Annotated in this window: 23 protein-coding genes; 21 read left to right on the forward strand and 2 right to left on the reverse strand. The window is 41.4% G+C overall.

The annotated features are described in order from the left end of the window. The first annotated feature begins 73 nt into the window (after nt 1-73). From ACIY19_RS01765 to ACIY19_RS01810, 10 genes are all read left to right on the forward strand, one after another. Nucleotides 74-2,326: a glucosaminidase domain-containing protein gene (locus tag ACIY19_RS01765; protein WP_409002539.1), complete on the forward strand. Its 2,253-nt coding sequence runs from the start codon at nt 74-76 to the stop codon at nt 2,324-2,326. 148 nt (nt 2,327-2,474) lie between these two features. Next, nucleotides 2,475-3,290, forward strand: a complete 816-nt coding sequence (locus ACIY19_RS01770) for a hypothetical protein (RefSeq protein WP_000749425.1) — start codon at nt 2,475-2,477, stop codon at nt 3,288-3,290. 113 nt (nt 3,291-3,403) lie between these two features. Continuing rightward, nucleotides 3,404-3,640, forward strand: a complete 237-nt coding sequence (locus ACIY19_RS01775) for a DUF2829 domain-containing protein (RefSeq protein ID WP_000141913.1) — start codon at nt 3,404-3,406, stop codon at nt 3,638-3,640. Further along, nucleotides 3,633-4,331, forward strand: a complete 699-nt coding sequence (locus tag ACIY19_RS01780; protein WP_409002540.1) for a 3-oxoacyl-ACP reductase — start codon at nt 3,633-3,635, stop codon at nt 4,329-4,331. The genes ACIY19_RS01775 and ACIY19_RS01780 overlap by 8 nt, the downstream gene beginning before the upstream one ends. A gap of 9 nt (nt 4,332-4,340) precedes the next feature. After that, complete coding sequence (locus ACIY19_RS01785; protein ID WP_409002541.1) at nt 4,341-4,841, forward strand: NUDIX hydrolase; 501 nt, start codon at nt 4,341-4,343, stop codon at nt 4,839-4,841. Then, the gene (locus tag ACIY19_RS01790) at nt 4,819-5,667 is read left to right on the forward strand and encodes a putative PEP-binding protein (RefSeq protein ID WP_409002542.1); all 849 of its coding nucleotides are present in this window, start codon (nt 4,819-4,821) and stop codon (nt 5,665-5,667) included. The genes ACIY19_RS01785 and ACIY19_RS01790 overlap by 23 nt, the downstream gene beginning before the upstream one ends. Further along, nucleotides 5,664-6,104, forward strand: a complete 441-nt coding sequence (locus tag ACIY19_RS01795; RefSeq protein WP_409002543.1) for an ASCH domain-containing protein — start codon at nt 5,664-5,666, stop codon at nt 6,102-6,104. The genes ACIY19_RS01790 and ACIY19_RS01795 overlap by 4 nt, the downstream gene beginning before the upstream one ends. Before the next feature lie 120 nt (nt 6,105-6,224). Continuing rightward, nucleotides 6,225-8,771: a M1 family metallopeptidase gene (locus ACIY19_RS01800; protein WP_409002544.1), complete on the forward strand. Its 2,547-nt coding sequence runs from the start codon at nt 6,225-6,227 to the stop codon at nt 8,769-8,771. A gap of 108 nt (nt 8,772-8,879) precedes the next feature. After that, a complete protein-coding gene (ciaR, locus tag ACIY19_RS01805) occupies nt 8,880-9,554 on the forward strand; it encodes a two-component system response regulator CiaR (RefSeq protein ID WP_000590630.1) in 675 nt (224 codons plus the stop codon). Beyond that, complete coding sequence (locus ACIY19_RS01810; protein ID WP_409002545.1) at nt 9,544-10,881, forward strand: sensor histidine kinase; 1,338 nt, start codon at nt 9,544-9,546, stop codon at nt 10,879-10,881. Before ciaR ends, ACIY19_RS01810 begins: the two co-directional genes overlap by 11 nt. A gap of 63 nt (nt 10,882-10,944) precedes the next feature. Here ACIY19_RS01810 and ACIY19_RS01815 read toward each other — a convergent pair whose 3' ends face one another. After that, entirely contained in the window at nt 10,945-11,229 is a 285-nt protein-coding gene (locus ACIY19_RS01815; protein ID WP_049479726.1) for a DUF3270 domain-containing protein, read from the reverse strand. Nucleotides 11,230-11,615: 386 nt separating this feature from the next. On the opposite strand from ACIY19_RS01815, the gene ACIY19_RS01820 reads away from it, so the two are divergent. The 9 genes from ACIY19_RS01820 to deoD all read left to right on the forward strand — a co-directional run bounded on the left by ACIY19_RS01820 (nt 11,616) and on the right by deoD (nt 19,444). Further along, nucleotides 11,616-12,671, forward strand: coding sequence for an ABC transporter permease (locus ACIY19_RS01820; protein WP_049479725.1), 1,056 nt, complete (start codon nt 11,616-11,618; stop codon nt 12,669-12,671). 13 nt (nt 12,672-12,684) lie between these two features. Continuing rightward, nucleotides 12,685-13,365: an ABC transporter ATP-binding protein gene (locus ACIY19_RS01825; protein WP_409002546.1), complete on the forward strand. Its 681-nt coding sequence runs from the start codon at nt 12,685-12,687 to the stop codon at nt 13,363-13,365. 127 nt (nt 13,366-13,492) lie between these two features. Further along, nucleotides 13,493-14,422 carry a peptidase U32 family protein gene (locus ACIY19_RS01830; protein ID WP_049518552.1) on the forward strand — a complete coding sequence of 310 codons (930 nt, stop codon included), beginning with the start codon at nt 13,493-13,495 and terminating at the stop codon, nt 14,420-14,422. A 105-nt stretch (nt 14,423-14,527) separates the two neighbouring features. Then, nucleotides 14,528-15,211, forward strand: a complete 684-nt coding sequence (gene rpiA, locus ACIY19_RS01835; RefSeq protein ID WP_268702496.1) for a ribose-5-phosphate isomerase RpiA — start codon at nt 14,528-14,530, stop codon at nt 15,209-15,211. Nucleotides 15,212-15,234: 23 nt separating this feature from the next. Further along, nucleotides 15,235-16,446, forward strand: coding sequence for a phosphopentomutase (locus tag ACIY19_RS01840; protein WP_000033119.1), 1,212 nt, complete (start codon nt 15,235-15,237; stop codon nt 16,444-16,446). Between the two features lies 1 nt (nt 16,447). After that, nucleotides 16,448-17,008, forward strand: a complete 561-nt coding sequence (locus tag ACIY19_RS01845) for a DUF1697 domain-containing protein (protein WP_409002547.1) — start codon at nt 16,448-16,450, stop codon at nt 17,006-17,008. Beyond that, nucleotides 17,005-17,814 (forward strand): purine-nucleoside phosphorylase, encoded by an 810-nt coding sequence (locus ACIY19_RS01850; RefSeq protein WP_125847259.1) that lies wholly within the window; start codon nt 17,005-17,007, stop codon nt 17,812-17,814. Before ACIY19_RS01845 ends, ACIY19_RS01850 begins: the two co-directional genes overlap by 4 nt. 4 nt (nt 17,815-17,818) lie before the next feature. Further along, nucleotides 17,819-18,529 (forward strand): type 1 glutamine amidotransferase, encoded by a 711-nt coding sequence (locus ACIY19_RS01855; protein WP_409002548.1) that lies wholly within the window; start codon nt 17,819-17,821, stop codon nt 18,527-18,529. A 204-nt stretch (nt 18,530-18,733) separates the two neighbouring features. Then, nucleotides 18,734-19,444, forward strand: a complete 711-nt coding sequence (gene deoD, locus ACIY19_RS01860; protein ID WP_000022080.1) for a purine-nucleoside phosphorylase — start codon at nt 18,734-18,736, stop codon at nt 19,442-19,444. A gap of 32 nt (nt 19,445-19,476) precedes the next feature. On the opposite strand, the gene pavA is transcribed toward deoD, so the two are convergent. Next, the gene (gene pavA / locus ACIY19_RS01865) at nt 19,477-21,132 is read right to left on the reverse strand and encodes an Rqc2 family fibronectin-binding protein PavA (RefSeq protein WP_409002549.1); all 1,656 of its coding nucleotides are present in this window, start codon (nt 21,130-21,132) and stop codon (nt 19,477-19,479) included. A gap of 104 nt (nt 21,133-21,236) precedes the next feature. On the opposite strand from pavA, the gene ybeY reads away from it, so the two are divergent. Further along, a complete protein-coding gene (gene ybeY / locus ACIY19_RS01870) occupies nt 21,237-21,734 on the forward strand; it encodes an rRNA maturation RNase YbeY (RefSeq protein ID WP_000275169.1) in 498 nt (165 codons plus the stop codon). Next, nucleotides 21,715-22,110: a diacylglycerol kinase family protein gene (locus tag ACIY19_RS01875; protein WP_000378187.1), complete on the forward strand. Its 396-nt coding sequence runs from the start codon at nt 21,715-21,717 to the stop codon at nt 22,108-22,110. Before ybeY ends, ACIY19_RS01875 begins: the two co-directional genes overlap by 20 nt. The last annotated feature ends 10 nt before the right edge of the window (nt 22,111-22,120 follow it).

The raw sequence follows: 22,120 nt of genomic DNA on the forward strand, positions 1-22,120 counted from the left end.
TCATCAATTTGTAATATTTCCGTCTATTAACTATGTTACAATAGGGATTAGAAAACGTTATTGGAGCATTTAAATGAAACGATGGAAAGTGGCCCTAGTAAGTGCTGGCTTATTGGGGTGTTTTTTTACTGTAGTGGAGACAGCAAAAGCAGAAGAGGGAACTTGGCAAGGAAAGACCTACCTCAAAGCAGACAGGAAACCGGCAACCAACCAATGGATCTATGACCAAACGCAACAGGCCTGGTTTTATTTAACAGCTGATGGAAATCGTGCTGAGAACGGCTGGTTGACTGTTGGTGGTAAGGATTACTATTTTAACGAGACCGGAAAATTAGCCACAAAAACGTGGGTTGGCCAGTACTATGTGACTGAAAGTGGTACTAAAGCCAAGGAACAGTGGGTATTTAATCAGGAACAAGAATCCTGGTATTATCTCAAGTCTGATGGTCAGAAAGCTCAAAATGAGTGGATTCAACAAGGTCAGGAAAAATATTACCTTAAAGCAGACGGGAAAATGGCCAAAGATGAGTGGATCACTCAAGGGGAGAACCAGTACTACATCAATTCACAAGGTAAAATGCTGAAAAATGCTTGGCTTGGTAAGAACTATATATCAGAAAATGGTCATAAGGTTAAACAAGCTTGGATTTATGATGGCAACTATAGCAGTTGGTTCTACCTTCAACAAGACGGTACCTATGCTGAAAATGGCTGGTTAACCATAGATGGGAAGGACTACCATTTTAAATCAGGCGGTTATCTATCTACTGAGCGTTGGATTGACCGCTTCTACGTTGCCAAGAGTGGAGCTAAATTGAAATCGGAATGGCTCTTTGATAAGAATTATGATGCTTGGTTTTACTTGAAAGCTGACGGAACCTATGCCGAAAAAGGCTGGGAAACGATTAAAGAAAAAGATTACCATTTCAAATCAGGCGGCTATCTTTCTACCGAGCGCTGGATTGACCGCTTCTATGTTGCTAAAAGTGGAGCCAAACTGAAATCGGAATGGCTCTTTGACAAGAATTATAACTCTTGGTTTTACTTGAAAGCTGACGGAACCTATGCTGAAAAAGGTTGGCAAACCATCAAAGGCAAGGATTACCATTTCAAATCAGGCGGCCACCTCTCTACGGAAACTTGGATTGACCGCAGTTATGTGACGAGCAGTGGAGCAAAAGCTGGCAAAGGGTGGCTCTTTGACAAGAATTATAACTCTTGGTTCTATATCAACTCTGATGGAAATTATGCCAATAAAGAATGGCTCTGGGATAATGGTTACTACTATCTCAAATCTGGTGGTTATATGGCTGCGAGTGAGTGGGTATGGTACAAGAACAATTGGTTCTACCTCAAGTCAAATGGAAAGATGGCTGAGAAAGAATTAATCTACGATTCTTCCGACCAATCATGGTATTACCTAAAATCCGGCGGTTATATGGCAAAAAATGAGACTGTGGATGGTCATACCTTGGATGCTTCTGGTAGATGGCATGTTGCGGATAAAACCAAATATTACAAAGTTAAACCAATCACAGCCTATGTCTATAGTGCATCTGGAGAAATCTTGAGTTACATTAACCAAGGAAGCATTGTTTCACTGGATAGTTCGACGCGAAAAGGTGGCCGACTTGCAGTTTCGATTTCTGGCTTGTCTGGCTATATGAATCAAAGTGATTTGACAGCAGTTGATGAAGGAAGCGAGTTTATCCCTCATTATACTAGTGATGGGAAATTCCTCTACCATGAACTCTCTCCATATACGAGTATCAAAGTAGCTCCACACACTTCTGCTATGGTTATTGGTAAGAAGTACTACTCAACTGATGGAGAGCACTTTGATGGCTTTACCATTAAAAATCCTTTCCTTTATAAGAACTTGAGAGAACCAAGTAATTATAGTGCAGCTGAATTGGATAAACTGTATTCGATGATGAACTTGCAGGATAGTCCTCTTGCAGGTAAAGGAGCGACTTTCAAAGAAGCTGAGGAACGCTACGGTGTCAATGCCCTTTACTTGATGGCGCATAGCGCTCTTGAAAGTGCGTGGGGACGCAGTCAAATTGCCAGAGATAAGAACAACTTCTTTGGTATTGCTGCTTATGATACTAGCCCATATCTCTCAGCCAAGAGCTTTGATAATGTGGACAAAGGAATTCTCGGAGCGGCCAAGTGGATTCGTGAGAATTACATCGACTACGGCAGAGACCACCTTGGAAATAAAGCAACCGGGATGAATGTTCGCTATGCTTCCGATCCATACTGGGGTGAGAAAATAGCCAGCATCATGATGACTATCAATAGTAGACTTGGTGAGAAAGACTAATCAAAAGAAAACAACGGTAACTACTGAAAAGTGGTTATCGTTTTTGTATATCTGGCAATAAGTTGATTCTATAGCTTTTTACACTTGAAATATTTAAAACAATATATTAAAATATAGAGGAGATTATTTATAAATTGAGGAGTTTAAAATGAAGAAATCAATGATTGTTGGGCTTATTACTTTTATTGCTTTAGGTTTGGCAACAGGATACTATTTCTTATCCTATGCGCCTCATCAAGCTGCTGTAACTAAGTTTGAAGATGTAGTAAAGGATTTAAATGAAAAGAATAAAGAAGTTGAAGATCAAATAGCTGAGGCTGAAAAGGTTATTGAGAATAATGAAGAACCTCTTGATTCTAAGACATTGGAAGAATTGAAATCAACTATAAAGGATAGCAAAGATTCACTTCGTAAAGAACCAGAAATGGAGAAAGCGACTGCTAAGATTGAGAAGCAAATTGAAGAATTAAGTCAACCATTAGATTATAGTGAAACAAAAAAGAATTTGTCTGAAAAATTGACTCACTATCAAAATAGCATTCTTCAATTAAAACAAATTACAAATCCTTCTAGTTCTTTTATTGAAGAAAGACTTAAAGAAATAGAATCAATTACTGGAGTACAATCTGTTACGGAGGATAATGACCCTAATAAAAAATTAAATAAACAAGGAGGATATACAGCGTCTGTATATTTTGTTGACAAGCAAGTGACTGAATCTGTAGAAGGCTCGGATATTGTTCATAAAGGCAATGATGTTGGAGGAAATATAGAGGTGTATAAGACAAAAGAAGATGCAGAAAAGCGCAATACTTATATTAGTGCTTTTGATGGAACTGCTTTAAATCCGGGATCCCACTATGTTTATGGAACCATATTAATTCGCACTTCGCACCATTTAACAGGAGCACAACAGAAAGAACTGACTGAGAAAATCTACAATAAATTAATTGAACTGAAATAATTAAAGAATTGGATAGCTATTTGTTTTATTGAACTAAGATACAGTCAAAAAGCCGTTGGAAAACGGTTTTTTGTTATAATTAAATGAAGAATTTAGAATTGAAGGAGAACATCATGACTTTTGAAGAAATCCTGCCTGGGTTAAAGGCTAAGAAAAAATATGTACGAACTGGTTGGGGAGGGGCTGAAAACTATGTCCAACTCTTTGACACTATCGAGCAAAACGGGGTTGCACTTGAAGTGACGCCTTATTTCCTCATCAACGTGTCAGGAGAAGGGGAAGGTTTTTCCATGTGGAGCCCGACACCTTGTGATGTTTTGGCGACGGATTGGGTAGAAGTGCATGACTAGACGTGTATTGATTACGGGAGTAAGTTCAGGGATTGGTCTGACTCAAGCCCGATTCTTTTTAGAGAAGGGGTATCAAGTATATGGAGTGGACCAAGGTGAAAATCCACTCTTGGAGGGTGATTTTCACTTTTTACAGAGAGATTTGACCTTAGACTTGAAACCTGTTTTTGACTGGTGCCCTCAGGTGGATATTTTGTGCAATACTGCAGGAGTCTTGGATGATTACAAACCGCTTTTGGAACAATCAGCTCAGGAAATTCAAGAGATTTTTGAAATCAACTATGTGACTCCTGTTGAGATGACACGACATTATTTGACGCAAATGCTGGAAAGTAAAAAGGGAATCATTATCAATATGTGTTCTATTGCTTCAAACCTAGCAGGAGGTGGTGGACACGCCTATACTTCCTCTAAGCATGCCTTGGCTGGATTTACCAAGCAGTTGGCTCTAGACTATGCGGAAGCTGGAATACAGGTCTTTGGGATTGCTCCAGGTGCTGTCAAGACGAGCATGACTGCTGCCGACTTTGAACCCGGTGGCTTAGCGGACTGGGTGGCTAGTGAAACACCCATCAAACGCTGGATTAAGCCAGAGGAAATAGCAGAAATTAGCCTTTTCTTAGCAAGTGGAAAAGCGAGCGCCATGCAAGGACAAATCCTGACGATTGATGGTGGCTGGACTTTGAAGTAGGAAGATCTGATGGAAATCAAAAAACACTTTGGAGTCTATGCTGTTTGCTTTGAAAACGGGAAGTTACTCTGCATTGAAAAAACGAGAGGCCCTTATCAACATCGTTATGATCTACCTGGTGGTAGTCAGCAATTTGGAGAAGGACTGACGGAAACGCTTATTAGAGAAGTTATGGAAGAGACAGGATTTACTGTTAGAAGTTACTCCAATCCTCGAATCTACGATGTTTTCGTCAGGGAAGAGTTAACAAATTTTACTGTTCACCATATCATGGCATTTTATGATATTGAGATAAACAAGAAGGAAGCTCAAGTTACGATTTCGGAAGCTGTGTCTGATGGTGCGAATGATTCACTTGGATATGTTTGGATGGATATTCAAAAAATCACAGAAGAAAATGCATCGCCATTAGTCTTGAAGGTTAAGTCTGAATTATTAGGATTTCCGGAACTGGACAAGACTTCCTACATGAATTGGAAGGTGAATAATGAGAAACCAACTTGCCCTTAGTGGCGAACAAATTGTTGCAAAAGTTTACCCACAACTATTGCATCATGTTGGCATAATTCGTGGAGAATACTTACTGAGAGAGCTCAATCAAAATATTCTCTTATCAAGTTGTCAGCAATTTGTAAAAGATTATCTAGACACCATTTGCTCCTTGTACTCAGATGAAGAGGTTTGGTATCGTTTTTCAGAGTTAACAAATACAGAAGCTAATTGTTTAGAGGGGACTAAAGAGCATTTTGATGAAAATCATCCCTTGTTTGGTTATAGAGGAACTAGGCGCTTGCTGGCGTGTCCTGATGAATTTCAGGCTGAAGCACATGTCGTTACAGAAGTTTATCAAACAAATCCCAATCTGTCTGTTATCTTTCCTTTTGTCAATGATGCTGAGCAGTTAAAGCAAGTTATTACAGTATTACGTCAACATGGTTTTACTGGAAAAGTCGGCACAATGATTGAATTACCGTCAGCTTATTTTGACCTGGACAGGATACTGGAAACGGGTATTTCAAAGATTGTAGTTGGAATGAATGATTTGACTTCTTTTGTTTTTGCGACTGTGAGAAACAGTCAATGGCATGATATGGAAAGTCCAATAATGTTAGATATGCTAAGAGATATGCAGGATAAAGCAAGGATAAAAAAGATTGACTTTGCTGTAGCAGGCTATCTGAATGCTTCTTTCATACAAAAAATGAATCAGATGGGTATCAAGTGTATTATCCACTACAGTTCTATTCCAGAGATTTTTGATTTAGAGATTGATCATCCAGACCACCTCAAACGTGTAAAAGAAGAAAGTAAAAAATTACAAAGGAGCAACCCATGACACCTCAAGAAATGTGGAAAGCATACAAGCAAATCAACCCCTCTATCGGCGATGAGATCGATGCCTGGGCTTTTGGAGTAGATGCCGATCTCTTGGCAGATTTGGTTTTAAAAGGCGAAAAGACTGCAACAGCATCAGCTTACGATCTCTACGCAATAGAGGACGAACCCCTTCCGCAAGAAGGGACCTTCGATGTTATTTTAGACAGTCAAGATCAGGCTGTCTGCATTGTCGAAATTACCAAGGTTTCCGTTCAGCCTTTTCATCAAGTTTCTGCTGACCATGCCTATAAGGAAGGGGAAGGTGACAAATCCCTAGCCTATTGGCGTCAGGTTCATGAGGAATTCTTCACAGAGTGGCTGGAGGAAGCGGGCTTGACTTTTACACCTGATAGCAAGGTCGTTTTGGAAGAATTTCGCAAGGTTTATCCACAGTAAACTTTAGTAGAAAGAAAGTTTTGGAAATCACCGTCCAATCCTTTTTTCTTAAGCAAAACATGATATAATAAGTTTGTTTGAAGAAGAGTAAAACTCTTAAACTTAGAATAGGAGAAAACTATGCAAGCAGTTGAACATTTTATTACGCAATTTGTTCCTGAACATTATGATTTATTTTTAGACTTGAGTCGTGAGACCAAGACCTTTTCTGGAAAGGTGACTATTACTGGTCAAGCACAGAGTGACCGTATTTCCCTTCACCAAAAAGATTTGGAAATCGCTTCTGTAGAAGTTGCGGGTCAAGCTCGTCCATTTACAGTTGATCATGAAAATGAAGCCCTTCATATCGAACTGGCTGAGGCTGGTCAAGTTGAAATGGTCATCGCTTTTTCAGGAAAAATTACAGACAACATGACAGGGATTTACCCTTCTTATTACACAGTTGATGGTGTCAAGAAGGAAGTCCTGTCTACTCAGTTTGAAAGCCATTTTGCGCGTGAAGCCTTCCCATGTGTGGACGAGCCTGAAGCCAAAGCAACTTTTGACCTCGCTCTACGTTTTGACCAAGCGGAAGGTGAAGTGGCCCTGTCAAACATGCCAGAAATTGATGTGGAAGACCGTAAGGAAACAGGCGTCTGGAAGTTTGAGACAACACCTCGCATGTCTTCTTACTTGTTAGCCTTTGTAGCTGGTGATTTGCAAGGGGTAACCGCTAAAACCAAGAATGGTACTCTCGTTGGTGTCTACTCAACCAAAGCCCACCCCCTATCAAACCTTGATTTCTCACTGGACATCGCCGTTCGCTCAATCGAGTTTTACGAAGATTACTACGGAGTTAAGTATCCAATTCCTCAATCGCTCCACATCGCCCTTCCTGACTTCTCAGCAGGTGCAATGGAAAACTGGGGTCTTGTGACTTACCGTGAAGTTTACTTGGTTGTGGATGAGAACTCAACCTTTGCTAGCCGTCAACAAGTTGCCCTTGTTGTGGCACATGAGTTGGCTCACCAATGGTTTGGTAACCTCGTGACTATGAAATGGTGGGATGACCTTTGGCTTAATGAAAGCTTCGCTAACATGATGGAATACGTCTGTGTGGATGCCATCGAGCCAAGTTGGAACATCTTTGAAGACTTCCAAACAGGTGGAGTTCCAGCGGCGCTTAAACGTGATGCGACTGATGGGGTTCAGTCTGTCCACGTCGAAGTCAAACACCCAGATGAAATCAACACGCTCTTTGATGGCGCTATCGTTTATGCCAAAGGAAGCCGTCTTATGCACATGCTTCGCCGTTGGCTAGGTGATGCTGATTTTGCTAAGGGTTTGCACGCTTACTTTGAAAAACACCAATACAGCAACACCATTGGTCGTCACCTTTGGGATGCTCTTGGTCAAGCATCAGGACGTGATGTCGCAGCCTTCATGGATTCTTGGTTGGAACAACCTGGTTATCCAGTTCTCACTGTCAAAGTTGAAAATGACGTCTTGAAGATTTCGCAAAAACAATTCTTTATCGGTGAGCACGAAGACAAGAACCGCCTCTGGGTAGTGCCACTCAACAGCAACTGGAAAGGTTTGCCAGACACACTTGAAACTGAAAGTATCGAAATCCCTGGCTATGCCGCTCTTCTTGCTGAAAACAAAGGAGCACTTCGCCTCAATACTGAAAATACTGCCCACTACATTACAGACTATCAAGGAGACTTGTTAGATGCTGTTCTTGCTGAGTTAGAGACACTTGATAACACAAGCAAACTGCAAATCGTTCAAGAACGTCGTTTGTTGGCTGAAGCAGGGCACATTTCTTATGCAGACTTGCTTCCAGTCCTTGATAAACTTGCTAAGGAAGAGTCTTATCTGGTGGTTTCAGCTGTTTCTCAAGTGATTTCTGCCCTTGAGCGCTTTATCGATGAAGGTACAGAAGCTGAGAAAGCCTTTAACAGTCTGGTTGCTAAATTGGCTCGTCATAACTATGACCGTCTTGGCTTTGAAGCCAAAGACGGAGAATCAGATGAGGATGAATTGGTTCGTCAGTTGGCCGTTTCTATGATGATTCGCTCCAATGATGCAGAAGCTAGTCAAGTCGCTAGCCAAATCTTTGCAGCTCACAAGGAGAACCTTGCAGGACTTCCAGCAGCCATCCGTGCACAAGTTCTTATCAATGAAATGAAACACTATGAGACCAAGGACTTGGTCGCAACTTATCTGGACCTCTACACTCATGCGACGGATGCGGTCTTCAAACGTCAGTTGGCAGCAGCTCTTGCATACAGTACAGATGCGGATAATATCCAAAACTTGATTACTTCTTGGAAGGACAAATTTGTGGTTAAACCACAGGACTTGTCTGCTTGGTACTTCCAGTTCTTAAGCCATCAGGCAACTCAGGAAACAGCATGGTCTTGGGCTCGTGAAAATTGGGCTTGGATTAAGGCAGCTCTTGGTGGAGATATGAGCTTTGATAGCTTTGTTATCCTTCCTGCTCACGTATTTAAGACTCAGCAACGCTTGGCAGAGTACAAGGAATTCTTTGAACCGCAACTTTCTGACCTTGCTCTTAGCCGTAATATCGGTATGGGAATCAAGGAAATTGCAGCGCGTGTTGACTTGATTAAGCGTGAGAAAGCAGCAGTCGAAACTGTTGTAGCCCAATATGCCAAAGCTTAATTCGTTCAAAATGTAAACAAAAACTCAACTTTCTATCTGAAAAGAAGAGAGAGTTGAGTTTTTTTAAGGCAATTTTGGTATAATAATCATAACAAGGAGGAGTTTCTGATGATAAAAATCTTATTAGTAGAAGATGACCTAGGTCTGTCAAACTCAGTATTTGACTTTTTAGATGATTTTGCAGATGTCATGCAGGTCTTTGATGGAGAAGAGGGGCTCTACGAAGCAGAGAGTGGTGTTTATGACTTGATTCTGCTTGACCTGATGTTGCCTGAAAAAAATGGCTTCCAAGTTTTGAAAGAATTGCGTGAAAAAGGAATTACAACCCCTGTCCTTATCATGACCGCTAAGGAAAGTTTGGATGACAAGGGTCATGGTTTTGAGTTGGGAGCGGATGACTACCTCACCAAACCTTTCTATCTAGAAGAACTCAAAATGCGGATTCAAGCCCTTCTCAAACGTTCAGGTAAGTTTAACGAAAACACCTTGACCTATGGGGATATTGTCGTCAACCTTTCAACGAATGAAGTGAAGGTGGAAGACACGCCTGTGGAACTACTCGGAAAAGAGTTTGAGTTATTGGTTTACTTCCTTCAAAATCAAAATGTTATTCTTCCCAAGACGCAAATTTTTGACCGTCTATGGGGATTTGATAGCGATACGACGATTTCCGTTGTAGAAGTCTATGTCTCAAAAGTTCGTAAGAAATTGAAGGGAACAGCCTTTGCTGAAAATCTTCAAACCTTGCGTAGTGTCGGGTATATTTTAAAAGATGTTCAATAAACTAAAAAAAACATGGTATGCAGATGATTTCAGCTATTTCATTCGAAACTTTGGAGTGTTCACACTGATCTTCTCTGCTATGACCTTGATTATCCTCCAGGTCATGCACTCGAGTCTCTACACTTCTGTAGATGAAAAACTCCAAGCTCTTAGTAGCAGTCCCCAAGCTGTTATCCAGTTAGCCCTGAATCGGGCAACTGAAGAGGTCAAGGATATTCAACCAGCAACAGCGGATGCCAACAAGGCTGAAATCAAGCCCAATGTCAGCTCCAATACGGAAGTCTTGCTCTTTGACAAGGATTTTAACCAACTCTTACTGGGCAATCGTTTTTTAGGTTTGGACAAGATCAAGCTGGACAAAAAGGAGTTGAATCACATTCGCCAAATCCAAGTTGTCAATAGCTACGGTCAGGAAGAAACCTATCGGATGATCTTGATGGAAACCAATTCTTCCTCCGTATCAAGCAATGTCAAATATGCGACGGTTTTAATCAATACTAGTCAGCTCGAGCAAATCAGCCAAAACCACGAGCATTTAATTGTTGTAGTGATGGCTAGTTTCTGGCTCCTGTCTTTAATTGCCAGTGTTTACTTGGCACGTGTCAGTGTCAAACCGCTGCTGGAAAGTATGCAAAAGCAGAAGTCCTTTGTTGAAAATGCCAGTCACGAACTGAGAACGCCTTTGGCTGTTTTACAAAATCGTTTAGAAAATCTCTTTCGAAAACCAGAGGCAACGATTATGGAATCCAGCGAAAGTATCGCTTCCAGTCTTGAAGAAGTTCGCAACATGCGCTTCCTCACGACCAATCTTCTCAACCTTGCACGTCGCGATGATGGAATTAAACCAGAAATAGCAGAAGTATCACCACAGTTCTTTAAGACGACCTTTGCTAACTATGAGTTGATTGCTTCTGAAAATGATCGTATTTTTGACTATGAAAATCGGATTTATCGTCCCTTCATGACAGATCAGTTACTCCTAAAACAGCTCATGACCATCTTATTTGACAATGCCATCAAGTATACTGAAGAAGATGGGAAAATTGAGTTTGTAGTTCATGCTACAGATCGTCACCTCTATCTAACAGTAACGGATAATGGAATTGGAATCTCAGCTACTGATAAGAAGAAAATCTTTGATCGATTTTACCGTGTAGACAAGGCGAGAACCCGCCAGAAAGGTGGCTTTGGTCTTGGATTATCTTTGGCCAAGCAGATCGTAGATGCCTTACGAGGAACGATTAGCGTCAAAGATAACAAACCTAGAGGAACAATTTTTGAAGTTAAAATCGCTATCCAATCTCCTTCAAAACGTAAGAATAAATAAAAAGACAGTTAGATAACTGTCTTTTTTGATAACTAGAAAAGAGGCTGGTAGTAGTACCAACCTTTATTTTGAAAATTTTCGTTTGATTATCTTTCTTTGAAGTTGTAAAAGGGCGAAACTAAGACCCATTGCAGCAACAAATGATAAAGCTGTGTTCAATTTTAAGGCTAAAAAGATAAAACTAAAAAGTGCCATAAAAATACAGAAACAAGCGATATTTACAAAAAATAAAATCTCTTTTAGGTTAGGGCCGACTGGGGCTTCTGGTGTGTAATCTTGGTAAAGCGGAGTTTGTTTCGATTCGGGAGCTTGTTCAAACTCATAAGCTTCTAGTTTTCTTGCGGACATGATTCTCTCCTTAACAGTACATAACTATTTTATCATTTTTTATGCAGAGAATTATTACAGGATTGTTACAAAAACACTAAAGTCTCTTATCATCCTCTAAGTCGCTCTTCTTGACACCCACTAGAGAAAATGATAGCATGGATGTTACACTTAAAAACAGATGACCTAACTTTCTATATTATAAATATACTGAGAAAGGTAAGGATAACTTATATAAATTGATAGCAAGCTGAGGCTTTTTCCTAAGATGATTTGTTAAGTTGCTACCTGAATACTTTTGAAGAGTATTGATAGGAGTTGTTTTGAATGGATGATAAGACAGAGATTCTGTCTATTGGACTGGGTGGCATTCTTGCTACCTCTGGGAAATGTTAAAGGAGATAAGCATGTATCTTGCTATCAAAGAGATATTACGAAACAAACTTCGATATAGTTTGATTCTAACTACCATTTTTCTTATCGCTTTTATGGTCTTTTTTATGACCAGTCTAGCTCTCGGTCTTGTGCGAAACAACCGGGCCGCTATTGATAATTGGCAAGCAACGGGTGTCGTTTTATCCGACTACGCAAATGATAATTTGACAGCATCCTTTATTCCTGAAAAGGACTACAAGGATAAGAGTTCTGAAGAGGCTGCTCCCCTGGGCTATATGTTCGCTGTAACCAATCTAGTCGATGGTAGTGAAAAGGTCAATGTTTCCATTTTTGCTCAAGACTGGGACGCTTTTATCTCTCCTAGTTTGACGGAAGGTCGTTATCCTGAAGGAGATGATGAGGTTGTCGTGGACCAGTCTTTTGAGAACTATGGGATGAAGCTAGGCGATGCCATTCAGCTCAATGGAAGCGATTCAAGTTACAAGATTGTAGGCCTGACTCAAGGAAATAAATTTTTCACCGAGCCTGTTGTCTTTACGAGCCTGACAACTTATTGGACCTTACAAGGAACCTTGAAAGCCAATCGTTCCATCTCTGCCTTGGTATTGAAAAATGACATAGAAGTGACTGGCGACGGACTGAAACAGATTTCCATTCCAAAAATGATTTCGAAAATTCCTGGTTACACACCTCAGGTTAATGTATTTTCAGGAATGATTCTCGCTATGATTGTTATCACAGGCTTGATTGTGGGGATTTTTGTTTATATCATTACCATCCAAAAACTAGGTCTTTATGGAATAATGCGAGCTCAAGGGATACAGATCAAAACCATTGTATGGTCTCTGTTCTGTCAAATCTTCCTCCTAGCTGGTATGGGGATTGCTTTAGCCTTGCTGGCAATCGGAGGAGTGATTTTAGTCTTACCAGCTACCTTCTTTTTCTATCCAAGTTGGATAGCCTATTCTGTCCTAAGTTTGGTAATTTCCTTGATGGCCCTTCTAGGTGGTGTCATTTCACTTCCACGCTTGCTAAAGGTGGACCCGATTACTGCGATTGCAGAGTGATAAGGAGAATAGTATGACAACATTGATAGAAATGAATCAAGTGACAAAAACTTACGGGGAAGGAAAGATGAAAGTCGTAGCCCTGCATGAGACGAATTTTCAGCTAAATGCGGGAGAGTTCGTAGCTATCGTTGGGCCCTCTGGCTCTGGAAAGACGACCTTTCTAACAACTCTAGGACAACTTCAGGAAGCATCGAGTGGAAAGATTCTAGTCAAAGGGAAGGAAACAGGCAGTTTGACGGAGAAGGAAAAAACAGATCTCCGTTTTAGAGAGTTTGGTTTCATTCTCCAGGCTTCAAACTTAATTCCTTTTCTAACGGTCAAGGAACAGCTGGATTTGATAGACAGACTAGATAAGGGAAAAAATAGTAAAAGTGACCGAAAAGAGCTGTTTGACTTGTTGGATTTGGAAAAAGTTCAAAATCATTATCCCAAAGCTCTATCGGGTGGTGAACGTCAACGTGCGGCGATAGCTAGAGCGCTCTATAACAATCCAAGCATCGTGCTTGCAGATGAGCCGACAGCCAGTCTTGACACTGAGCGTGCCTATCAAGTAACAGAGATGTTGGCTGCCATTGCCCACGAACAAGGTAGAGGAGTTGTTATGATTACGCATGATACTCGTCTTCTTGATAAGGTTGATCGTATTTATGTTATGAATGATGGCCACCTAGTTGAAAAAACACAAGTATAATAAAGAGAGTGGACGGTACAGGTTAGCGTTCACTTTTTTGATTGGGAAAGATAGAAACAAGTTTAACTTTTTCTGAAACTCTCAGTAACCATAGCTGATTTTTGAGAAATGTGGTATAATTTTTCTTATGGAAAAGATTATCATTACAGCAACTGCTGAAAGTATTGAACAAGTTGAACAACTACTCGAAGCCGGCGTAGATCGTATCTACGTTGGTGAGAAAGATTTTGGACTTCGTCTGCCAACGACCTTTAGTTATGAAGAGTTGCGCACCATCGCTAAGCTCGTTCATGATGCGGGTAAGGAATTGATCGTTGCAGTCAACGCCCTCATGCACCAAGACATGATGGACCGTATCAAGCCCTTCCTAGACTTCTTGGAAGAAATCAAGACAGACTATATTACTGTTGGGGATGCAGGTGTCTTTTATGTGGTCAACCGTGATGGCTATTCCTTTAAAACCATTTACGATGCTTCAACTATGGTGACAAGCAGTCGTCAGATTAACTTCTGGGGTCAAAAGGCAGGAGCATCAGAAGCTGTTTTGGCGCGAGAAATTCCATCTGCTGAACTCTTCAAGATGCCAGAGATTTTGGAAATTCCTGCTGAAGTCTTGGTTTATGGTGCTAGTGTCATTCACCATTCTAAGCGTCCGCTCTTACAAAACTACTATAACTTTACGCATATCGATGATGAAAAGACGCGTAAGCGGGACCTCTTCTTGGCAGAACCGAGTGACCCTGAGAGCCATTACTCTATCTTTGAAGACAATCATGGGACTCACATCTTTGCCAACAATGACCTTGATTTGATGACCAAATTGACAGAATTGGTGGAGCATGGTTTTACTCATTGGAAACTTGAAGGACTTTACACCCCTGGTCAGAATTTTGTAGAAATTGCTAAGCTCTTTATCCAAGCGCGTAGCTTGATTCAAGAGGGGAATTTCAGTCATGACCAAGCCTTCTTGTTAGACGAGGAAGTACGCAAGTTACACCCTAAAAACCGTTTCCTCGACACAGGATTCTATGATTACGATCCTGATATGGTTAAATAGGACACCAAAACCCGAAATAAAAATGTTCGGGTTTTTCCAGTGTATCCATGAAATAAAAACGGATACATGTTATAATAAAAATAGCTCTTTAATGGAGGTGTTTAAGTGGAGAATCTGAAAAAGATGGCAGGTATCAAGGCTGCTGAGTTTGTCAAGGATGGTATGGTTGTTGGACTCGGTACTGGATCAACTGCCTACTATTTCGTAGAGGAAGTAGGTCGTCGGATCAAGGAAGAAGGTTTGCAGATTACTGCTGTAACGACTTCCAGTGTGACCAGTAAACAGGCTGAAGGACTAAACATCCCGCTCAAGTCGATTGATCAAGTAGACTTTGTCGATGTGACAGTTGACGGGGCGGATGAAGTAGATAGCCAGTTTAACGGAATCAAAGGCGGTGGTGGTGCCCTTCTGATGGAGAAGGTTGTCGCAACGCCCTCAAAAGAATACATTTGGGTGGTCGATGAAAGCAAACTGGTCAAGAAACTAGGTGCTTTTAAATTGCCTGTAGAAGTGGTTCAGTATGGTGCAGAACAGGTCTTTCGTCGGTTTAAGCGAGCTGGCTACAAACCAAGTTTCCGTGAAAAAGACGGCCAACGTTTTGTGACCGATATGCAGAACTTTATCATTGACCTAGCCTTGGATGTCATTGAAGATCCGATTACTTTCGGACAAGAATTGGACCATGTCGTTGGTGTCGTAGAGCACGGCTTGTTTAACCAAATGGTGGATAAGGTCATCGTAGCGGGACGAGATGGTGTTCAGATTTTAACTTCAACAAAAGCAAACTAATCAACATAATAAGGAGACAGACTATGTCAAAATTTAATCGGATTCACTTGGTGGTACTGGATTCTGTGGGAATCGGTGCTGCACCAGATGCCAATAACTTTGTCAATGCAGGGGTTCCAGACGGTGCTTCTGACACGCTGGGACATATTTCTAAAACAGTTGGTTTGAATGTGCCAAACATGGCTAAAATCGGTCTAGGAAATATTCCTCGTGAAACTCCTCTAAAGACTGTACCAGCTGAAAGCAATCCAACAGGTTATGCAACAAAATTGGAAGAAGTTTCCCTTGGTAAAGATACCATGACTGGTCACTGGGAAATCATGGGACTCAACATTACCGAGCCTTTCGATACTTTCTGGAACGGATTCCCAGAAGAAATCCTGACAAAAATCGAAGAATTTTCAGGACGTAAGGTCATTCGTGAAGCCAACAAACCTTACTCAGGTACGGCTGTTATCGATGATTTCGGACCACGTCAAATGGAAACTGGAGAGTTGATTATCTATACTTCAGCTGACCCTGTTTTGCAAATTGCTGCCCACGAAGACATCATTCCTTTGGATGAATTGTACCGTATCTGTGAATACGCTCGTTCGATTACCCTTGAGCGTCCTGCCCTTTTAGGTCGTATCATTGCCCGTCCATATGTTGGTGAGCCAGGTAACTTCACTCGTACAGCAAATCGTCGTGACTTGGCCGTTTCTCCATTTGCTCCAACTGTTTTGGATAAATTGAACGAAGCTGGTATCGATACTTACGCTGTTGGTAAAATCAACGATATCTTTAACGGTGCTGGTATCAATCATGACATGGGCCACAACAAGTCAAACAGCCACGGAATTGATACATTATTGAAGACTATGGGACTTGCTGAGTTTGAAAAAGGATTCTCCTTCACAAACTTAGTTGACTTTGATGCCCTTTACGGCCACCGCCGCAATGCTCATGGTTACCGTGATTGCTTGCATGAGTTCGATGAGCGCTTGCCTGAAATTATCGCTGCCATGAGAGAGAACGACCTTCTCTTGATTACTGCGGACCATGGAAATGACCCAACTTATGCAGGAACAGACCATACTCGTGAATATATCCCACTTTTAGCTTACAGCCCTAGCTTTAAGGGAAATGGTGTCATTCCAGTTGGACATTTTGCAGATATCTCAGCAACAGTTGCGGATAACTTTGGTGTTGAAACTGCCATGATTGGTGAAAGTTTCTTAGATAAATTGGTATAAGATGACGCAATATGCTTTACTTGTTCGGGGCATTAATGTCGGTGGGAAAAATAAGGTTGTCATGGCGCAACTTCGTCAAGAACTGACAGAGTTGGGACTGGAAAAGCTTGAGACCTACATCAACAGTGGCAATATTTTCTTTACTTCGACAGACCCCAAAGCCCGATTGGTTGAAAAGTTAGAGGCTTTCTTTGAAGTCCATTATCCATTTATTCAGAGCTTTTCTTTGCTGAGTCAGGAAGATTATGAAGCAGAGCTGGAGAATCTGCCAGATTGGTGGACCAAAGACCTGGCTCGAAAAGATGTCCTCTTCTACACGGAGAGCTTGGATGTGGATCAAGTCATCGAGAAAGTGAACAGTTTGGAACTGAAAGATGAAGTGGTTCATTTTGGAAAACATGGGATTTTCTGGGGGAAATTTTCTGAAGAATCCTACTATGCAACTGCCTATCACAAGTACTTGCTCAAGATGCCTTTTTATCGCAACATCACCATTCGCAATGCAAAAACCTTTGACAAAATCGGTCAAATGCTAAAAAATAATAAAGGAGACACAGAATGACATTTTTAGATAAGATCAAGGAAACAGCTGCTTTCCTGAAAGACAAGGGAATCCAAGCGCCTGAGTTCGGTCTAATCCTTGGATCAGGACTTGGAGAATTGGCAGAAGAAATCGAAAATCCAGTTGTAGTAGACTATGCTGAGATTCCAAACTGGGGTCGCTCTACAGTAGTTGGTCACGCTGGTAAATTGGTATATGGTGACCTTGCAGGTCGAAAAGTCTTGGCTCTTCAAGGTCGTTTCCATTTCTACGAGGGAAATCCTCTGGAAGTCGTGACTTTCCCAGTACGTGTGATGAAAGTTCTCGGATGTGAAGGTGTCATTGTAACCAATGCAGCTGGAGGTATTGGATTTGGTCCTGGTACCTTGATGGCTATCTCAGACCATATTAATATGACGGGGCAAAACCCATTGATGGGTGAAAACTTGGATGATTTTGGTCCACGTTTCCCAGATATGTCTAAAGCCTACACTCCAGAATACCGTGCTACTGCCCATGAAGTGGCTAAAAAACTCGGTATCAAGCTTGATGAAGGTGTCTATATTGGTGTAACAGGTCCGACTTATGAAACCCCAGCAGAGATTCGTGCCTATAAGACATTGGGAGCAGATGCAGTTGGTATGTCCACTGTTCCTGAAGTTATTGTGGCCGCCCACTCAGGCTTGAAAGTTCTCGGTATTTCATGTATTACGAACCATGCTGCTGGTTTCCAAGAAGAACTCAACCACGAGGAAGTTGTAGAAGTGACTGAACGTGTCAAAGGTGATTTCAAAGGCTTGCTTAAAGCGATTCTTGCTGAATTGTAATGTCATGAGAGTTCACTTTATTTTACATGAGACATTTGAGGTTCCAGGCGCATATCTAAAATGGGCTATAGAACGAGGTCATCAAATTACATCAACAAAGGTTTATGAAAAAGAACCTCTTCCTGAAACAATTGACGGGATTGATTTTCTGATTGTCATGGGTGGTCCTCAATCACCTGATGAGGATAGAGAAAACTTCCCATACTATGATCCAAAGGCTGAGCTTGCTTTTATGAAAGAAGCGATTGCAGCAGATATTTATATTGTTGGTGTCTGTCTTGGTGCGCAACTCCTGTCTGTTGCCTATGGTGCGGAGTATGAGCACAGTCCTGAGCGCGAGATCGGCGTTTATCCTGTGACATTGACGATGCAAGGTCTAACAGATCCTCATGTCAGCTTGTTCGGAGAAACCATAGAAACCGGCCACTGGCACGGTGATATGCCAGGGCTGACAGATGAAGCTGTCGTCTTGGCGACCAGTCAAGGTTGTCCACGCCAAATTATTCGCTTCAGTCCAAAACATTATGCCTTTCAGGCTCATTTGGAATTTGATCCAGACGCAGTAGAATTATTGATTGCTGCGGATGGTGAGGAGAAATTAAGAGAGCAAAGTGAAAAGTTGCCTTTTGTTCAAACACCAGAAGAATTACGTGGAAACGATTATTCTGAAATGAATGCAAAACTGTATGCATTTTTAGATTCATTGGTAAACTAGGAACTACAGAAAGGCAGAGTATCTGAGTTATAGTCAAACTCGGGCTAATTGTTCTGTGAAATATTTAAATTTAAAATCAAGAAAGAAAGGAATTGAACCCACCCTAAAAGCGGTGGGAAAAAGATAGTTGGTCTAGCGAGCATCGCTCACTGCACCCAACTCCTATTTTCCCTTCGCTTTTTGACGGGTTTGGTATCTTATATTATGTCTATCCATATTGCTGCTAAGCAGGGTGAAATTGCTGATAAAATTCTTCTTCCGGGGGATCCTCTTCGTGCGAAATTTATCGCTGAGAATTTCCTTGAAGATGCTGTTTGTTTTAACGAAGTGCGTAACATGTTTGGCTACACTGGTACGTACAAGGGTCACCGTGTATCGGTCATGGGAACTGGGATGGGAATGCCATCCATTTCGATTTATGCGCGTGAGTTGATTGTAGACTACGGTGTGAAAAAATTAATCCGTGTGGGAACTGCTGGTTCTTTGAATGAAGATGTCCACGTCCGTGAATTGGTTTTGGCGCAAGCAGCTGCAACCAACTCAAACATCATCCGTAACGACTGGCCACAGTATGATTTCCCACAAATCGCTAGCTTTGATTTGCTTGACAAGGCCTACCATATCGCTAAAGAACTTGGTATGACCACCCACGTTGGAAACGTTTTGTCATCAGATGTCTTTTATTCAAACTACTTTGAAAAGAACATCGAACTTGGTAAATGGGGAGTCAAGGCTGTGGAAATGGAAGCAGCAGCTCTTTACTACTTAGCAGCCCAACATCACGTTGATGCACTTGCTATCATGACCATTTCTGATAGTTTGGTCAATCCAGATGAAGACACCACTGCAGAAGAACGCCAAAATACCTTCACCGATATGATGAAGGTTGGTTTGGAAACCTTGATTGCAGAGTAAAATGTAAAAGAAAATCCTGATTTCAATTGAAATCAGGATTTTTTCATAGATGCGATTTTTTCTGGGTCTGGTGTAACGCGGAGGGTCTTTTGTCCTGTGTAGGTTACAAAGCCAGGTTTGCCACCAGTTGGTTTATTGAGTTTCTTGACTTCAATCATATCCACTTGCACGAGATTTGACAAGCGACCTTTGGAGAAGTAGGCAGCTAATTCAGCCGCATCTGTCTTGACTTCGTCAGAAGGATTGAGATTTCCTGAGATGACGACGTGGCTTCCAGGGATGTCCTTGGCATGGAACCAGAGTTCTTCCTTGCGGGCCATTTTAAAGGTCAATTCCTCGTTTTGCAGATTGTTTCGTCCAACATAGATGATGGTCTTGCCATCACTAGCCAGATACTGTTCTGGTTTTTTGCGCTTGTGGATTTTCTCTCGCTGTCTTCTACGGATAAAGCCTGTTTGGATCAGTTCTTCACGGATTTCAGCGATTTCTTCCAGTCCAGCTTGGTTGAGCACAATCTCGACACTTTCCAGATAAAGAATGGTCGCATTGGTTTCTTCGATCAACTCAGTCAGGTATTTGACAGCTTCTTTGAGTTTCTGGTAACGTTTAAAATAGCGTTGGGCATTTTGGCTGGGACTCAAGGCCTTATCAAGCGCGATGGTGATAGGTTGATTGGTGTAGTAGTTGTCCAAGGTAACCTGATCTTGGTCATTAGGCACTTGGTGGAGGAAGGTTGTCAACAATTCTCCTTTTTGGCGAAATTCTTCAGCATTGTCTGTCGCTAGTAACTCTTTTTCTTGTTTTTTAAGCTTATGGCGATTTTTTTGAAGCTCATTTTCAACACGACGAATGAGTTCACTGGCTTGCTGTTTAACGCGGTCGCGCTCGGCTTTATCCTTATAATAGGTATCTAAGAGATCCGAAAGACTGGCAAAAGGCTCTCCTACACGATTCGCAAAAGGAACTGGACTGAAGGAAGTCTCTGTTAAGCATGGCTTGGTTTTTTGATTGAAAAAGTTACGGAAAGTAGACAGTTTATCACTGACAAGAATGTTTTCCAATTCATTTGCTGTATCGCGTCCTAAACCTTGAAAGAGGCTTTGAAGATTTTTTGCTGTTAGTTCTTGGGTTTGTAGGATTTCAAAGAGCTTTTCATCCTTGATAGTAAAAGGATTGAGAGACTCGGTACTTGGCGGAGCGATATAGGTCGATCCTGGAAGTAAGGTGCGGTAGCTATTTTGTGAAAAGCCGACGTGTTTGATGACTTCGAGGATTTTATGGCTACTTTTATCCACGAGGAGAATATTGCTGTGTTTACCCATGATTTCGATAATGAGAGTCGCCTGAATATGGTCTCCAATCTCGTTTTTATTGGAAACCGTGATTTCCACAATACGGTCATTTTCGATTTGCTCAATTGACTCAATCAGGGCACCCTGCAAATACTTTCTCAAAACCATGATAAAAGTCGAAGGTTGGGCTGGATTTTCAAAAGTCGTTTGGGTTAGCTGGATGCGCCCAAAAACAGGATGGGCAGAGAGGAGCAGGCGATGGCTTTGGCGATTGCTGCGGATTTGCAAGACCAACTCTTGTTCAAAAGGTTGATTGATTTTCTGGATGCGACCATTGACCAACTCGCTTCTCAATTCCTCAACCATGTGGTGTAAAAAAAATCCGTCAAATGACATCGTTCTCTCCTTGTGATTGTATTCCATAGTATTATATCAAAAAGGTAGAATAAAATCATGGAAATATGGTATAATAAAGCCAAGTAAAGAGAATCGAGAAGTACATGTATATTGAAATGGTAGATGAAACTGGTCAAGTTTCACAAGAAATCTTGCAACAAACCCAAGAAATTTTGGAATTTGCAGCCCAAAAAATAGGAAAAGAAGACAAGGAGATGGCAGTCACTTTTGTGACCAACGAGCGTAGCCACGAACTCAATCTGGAGTACCGTGATACAGATCGTCCGACAGATGTCATCAGCCTTGAGTATAAACCAGAGTTGGACATTGCCTTTGATGAAGAAGATTTGCTTGAAAATCCTGAATTGGCAGAGATGATGTCTGAGTTTGATGCTTATATTGGGGAACTGTTCATCTCTATCGATAAAGCGCATGAGCAGGCTGAGGAATACGGTCACAGCTTTGAGCGTGAGATGGGCTTCTTGGCAGTACACGGCTTTTTACACATTAACGGCTATGATCACTACACTCCGGAAGAAGAAGCGGAGATGTTCGGTTTACAAGAAGAAATTTTGACAGCCTATGGACTCACAAGACAATAAACGAAAATGGAAAAATCGTGACCTGGTATCCAGTTTAGAATTTTCTCTTACAGGAATTCTGACTGCTTTCAAGGAAGAACGCAATATGCGAAAACATGCAGTGACGGCTCTAGTAGTCATCCTTGCAGGTTTTGTTTTTCAGGTGTCACGCATTGAATGGCTCTTTCTCCTAATGAGCATTTTCTTGGTAGTAGCCTTTGAAATTATTAACTCTGCTATTGAAAATGTGGTGGATCTAGCCAGTCACTATCACTTTTCTATGTTGGCAAAGAAAGCCAAGGACATGGCAGCAGGTGCCGTACTTGTGGTTTCCCTTCTTGCTGCAGTGATTGGTGCACTTATCTTTCTCCCACGCATTTGGGATTTATTATTTTAAACAATAAGAG

This window comes from Streptococcus sp. ST14, from assembly GCF_046098195.1.
GTDB lineage: Bacteria > Bacillota > Bacilli > Lactobacillales > Streptococcaceae > Streptococcus.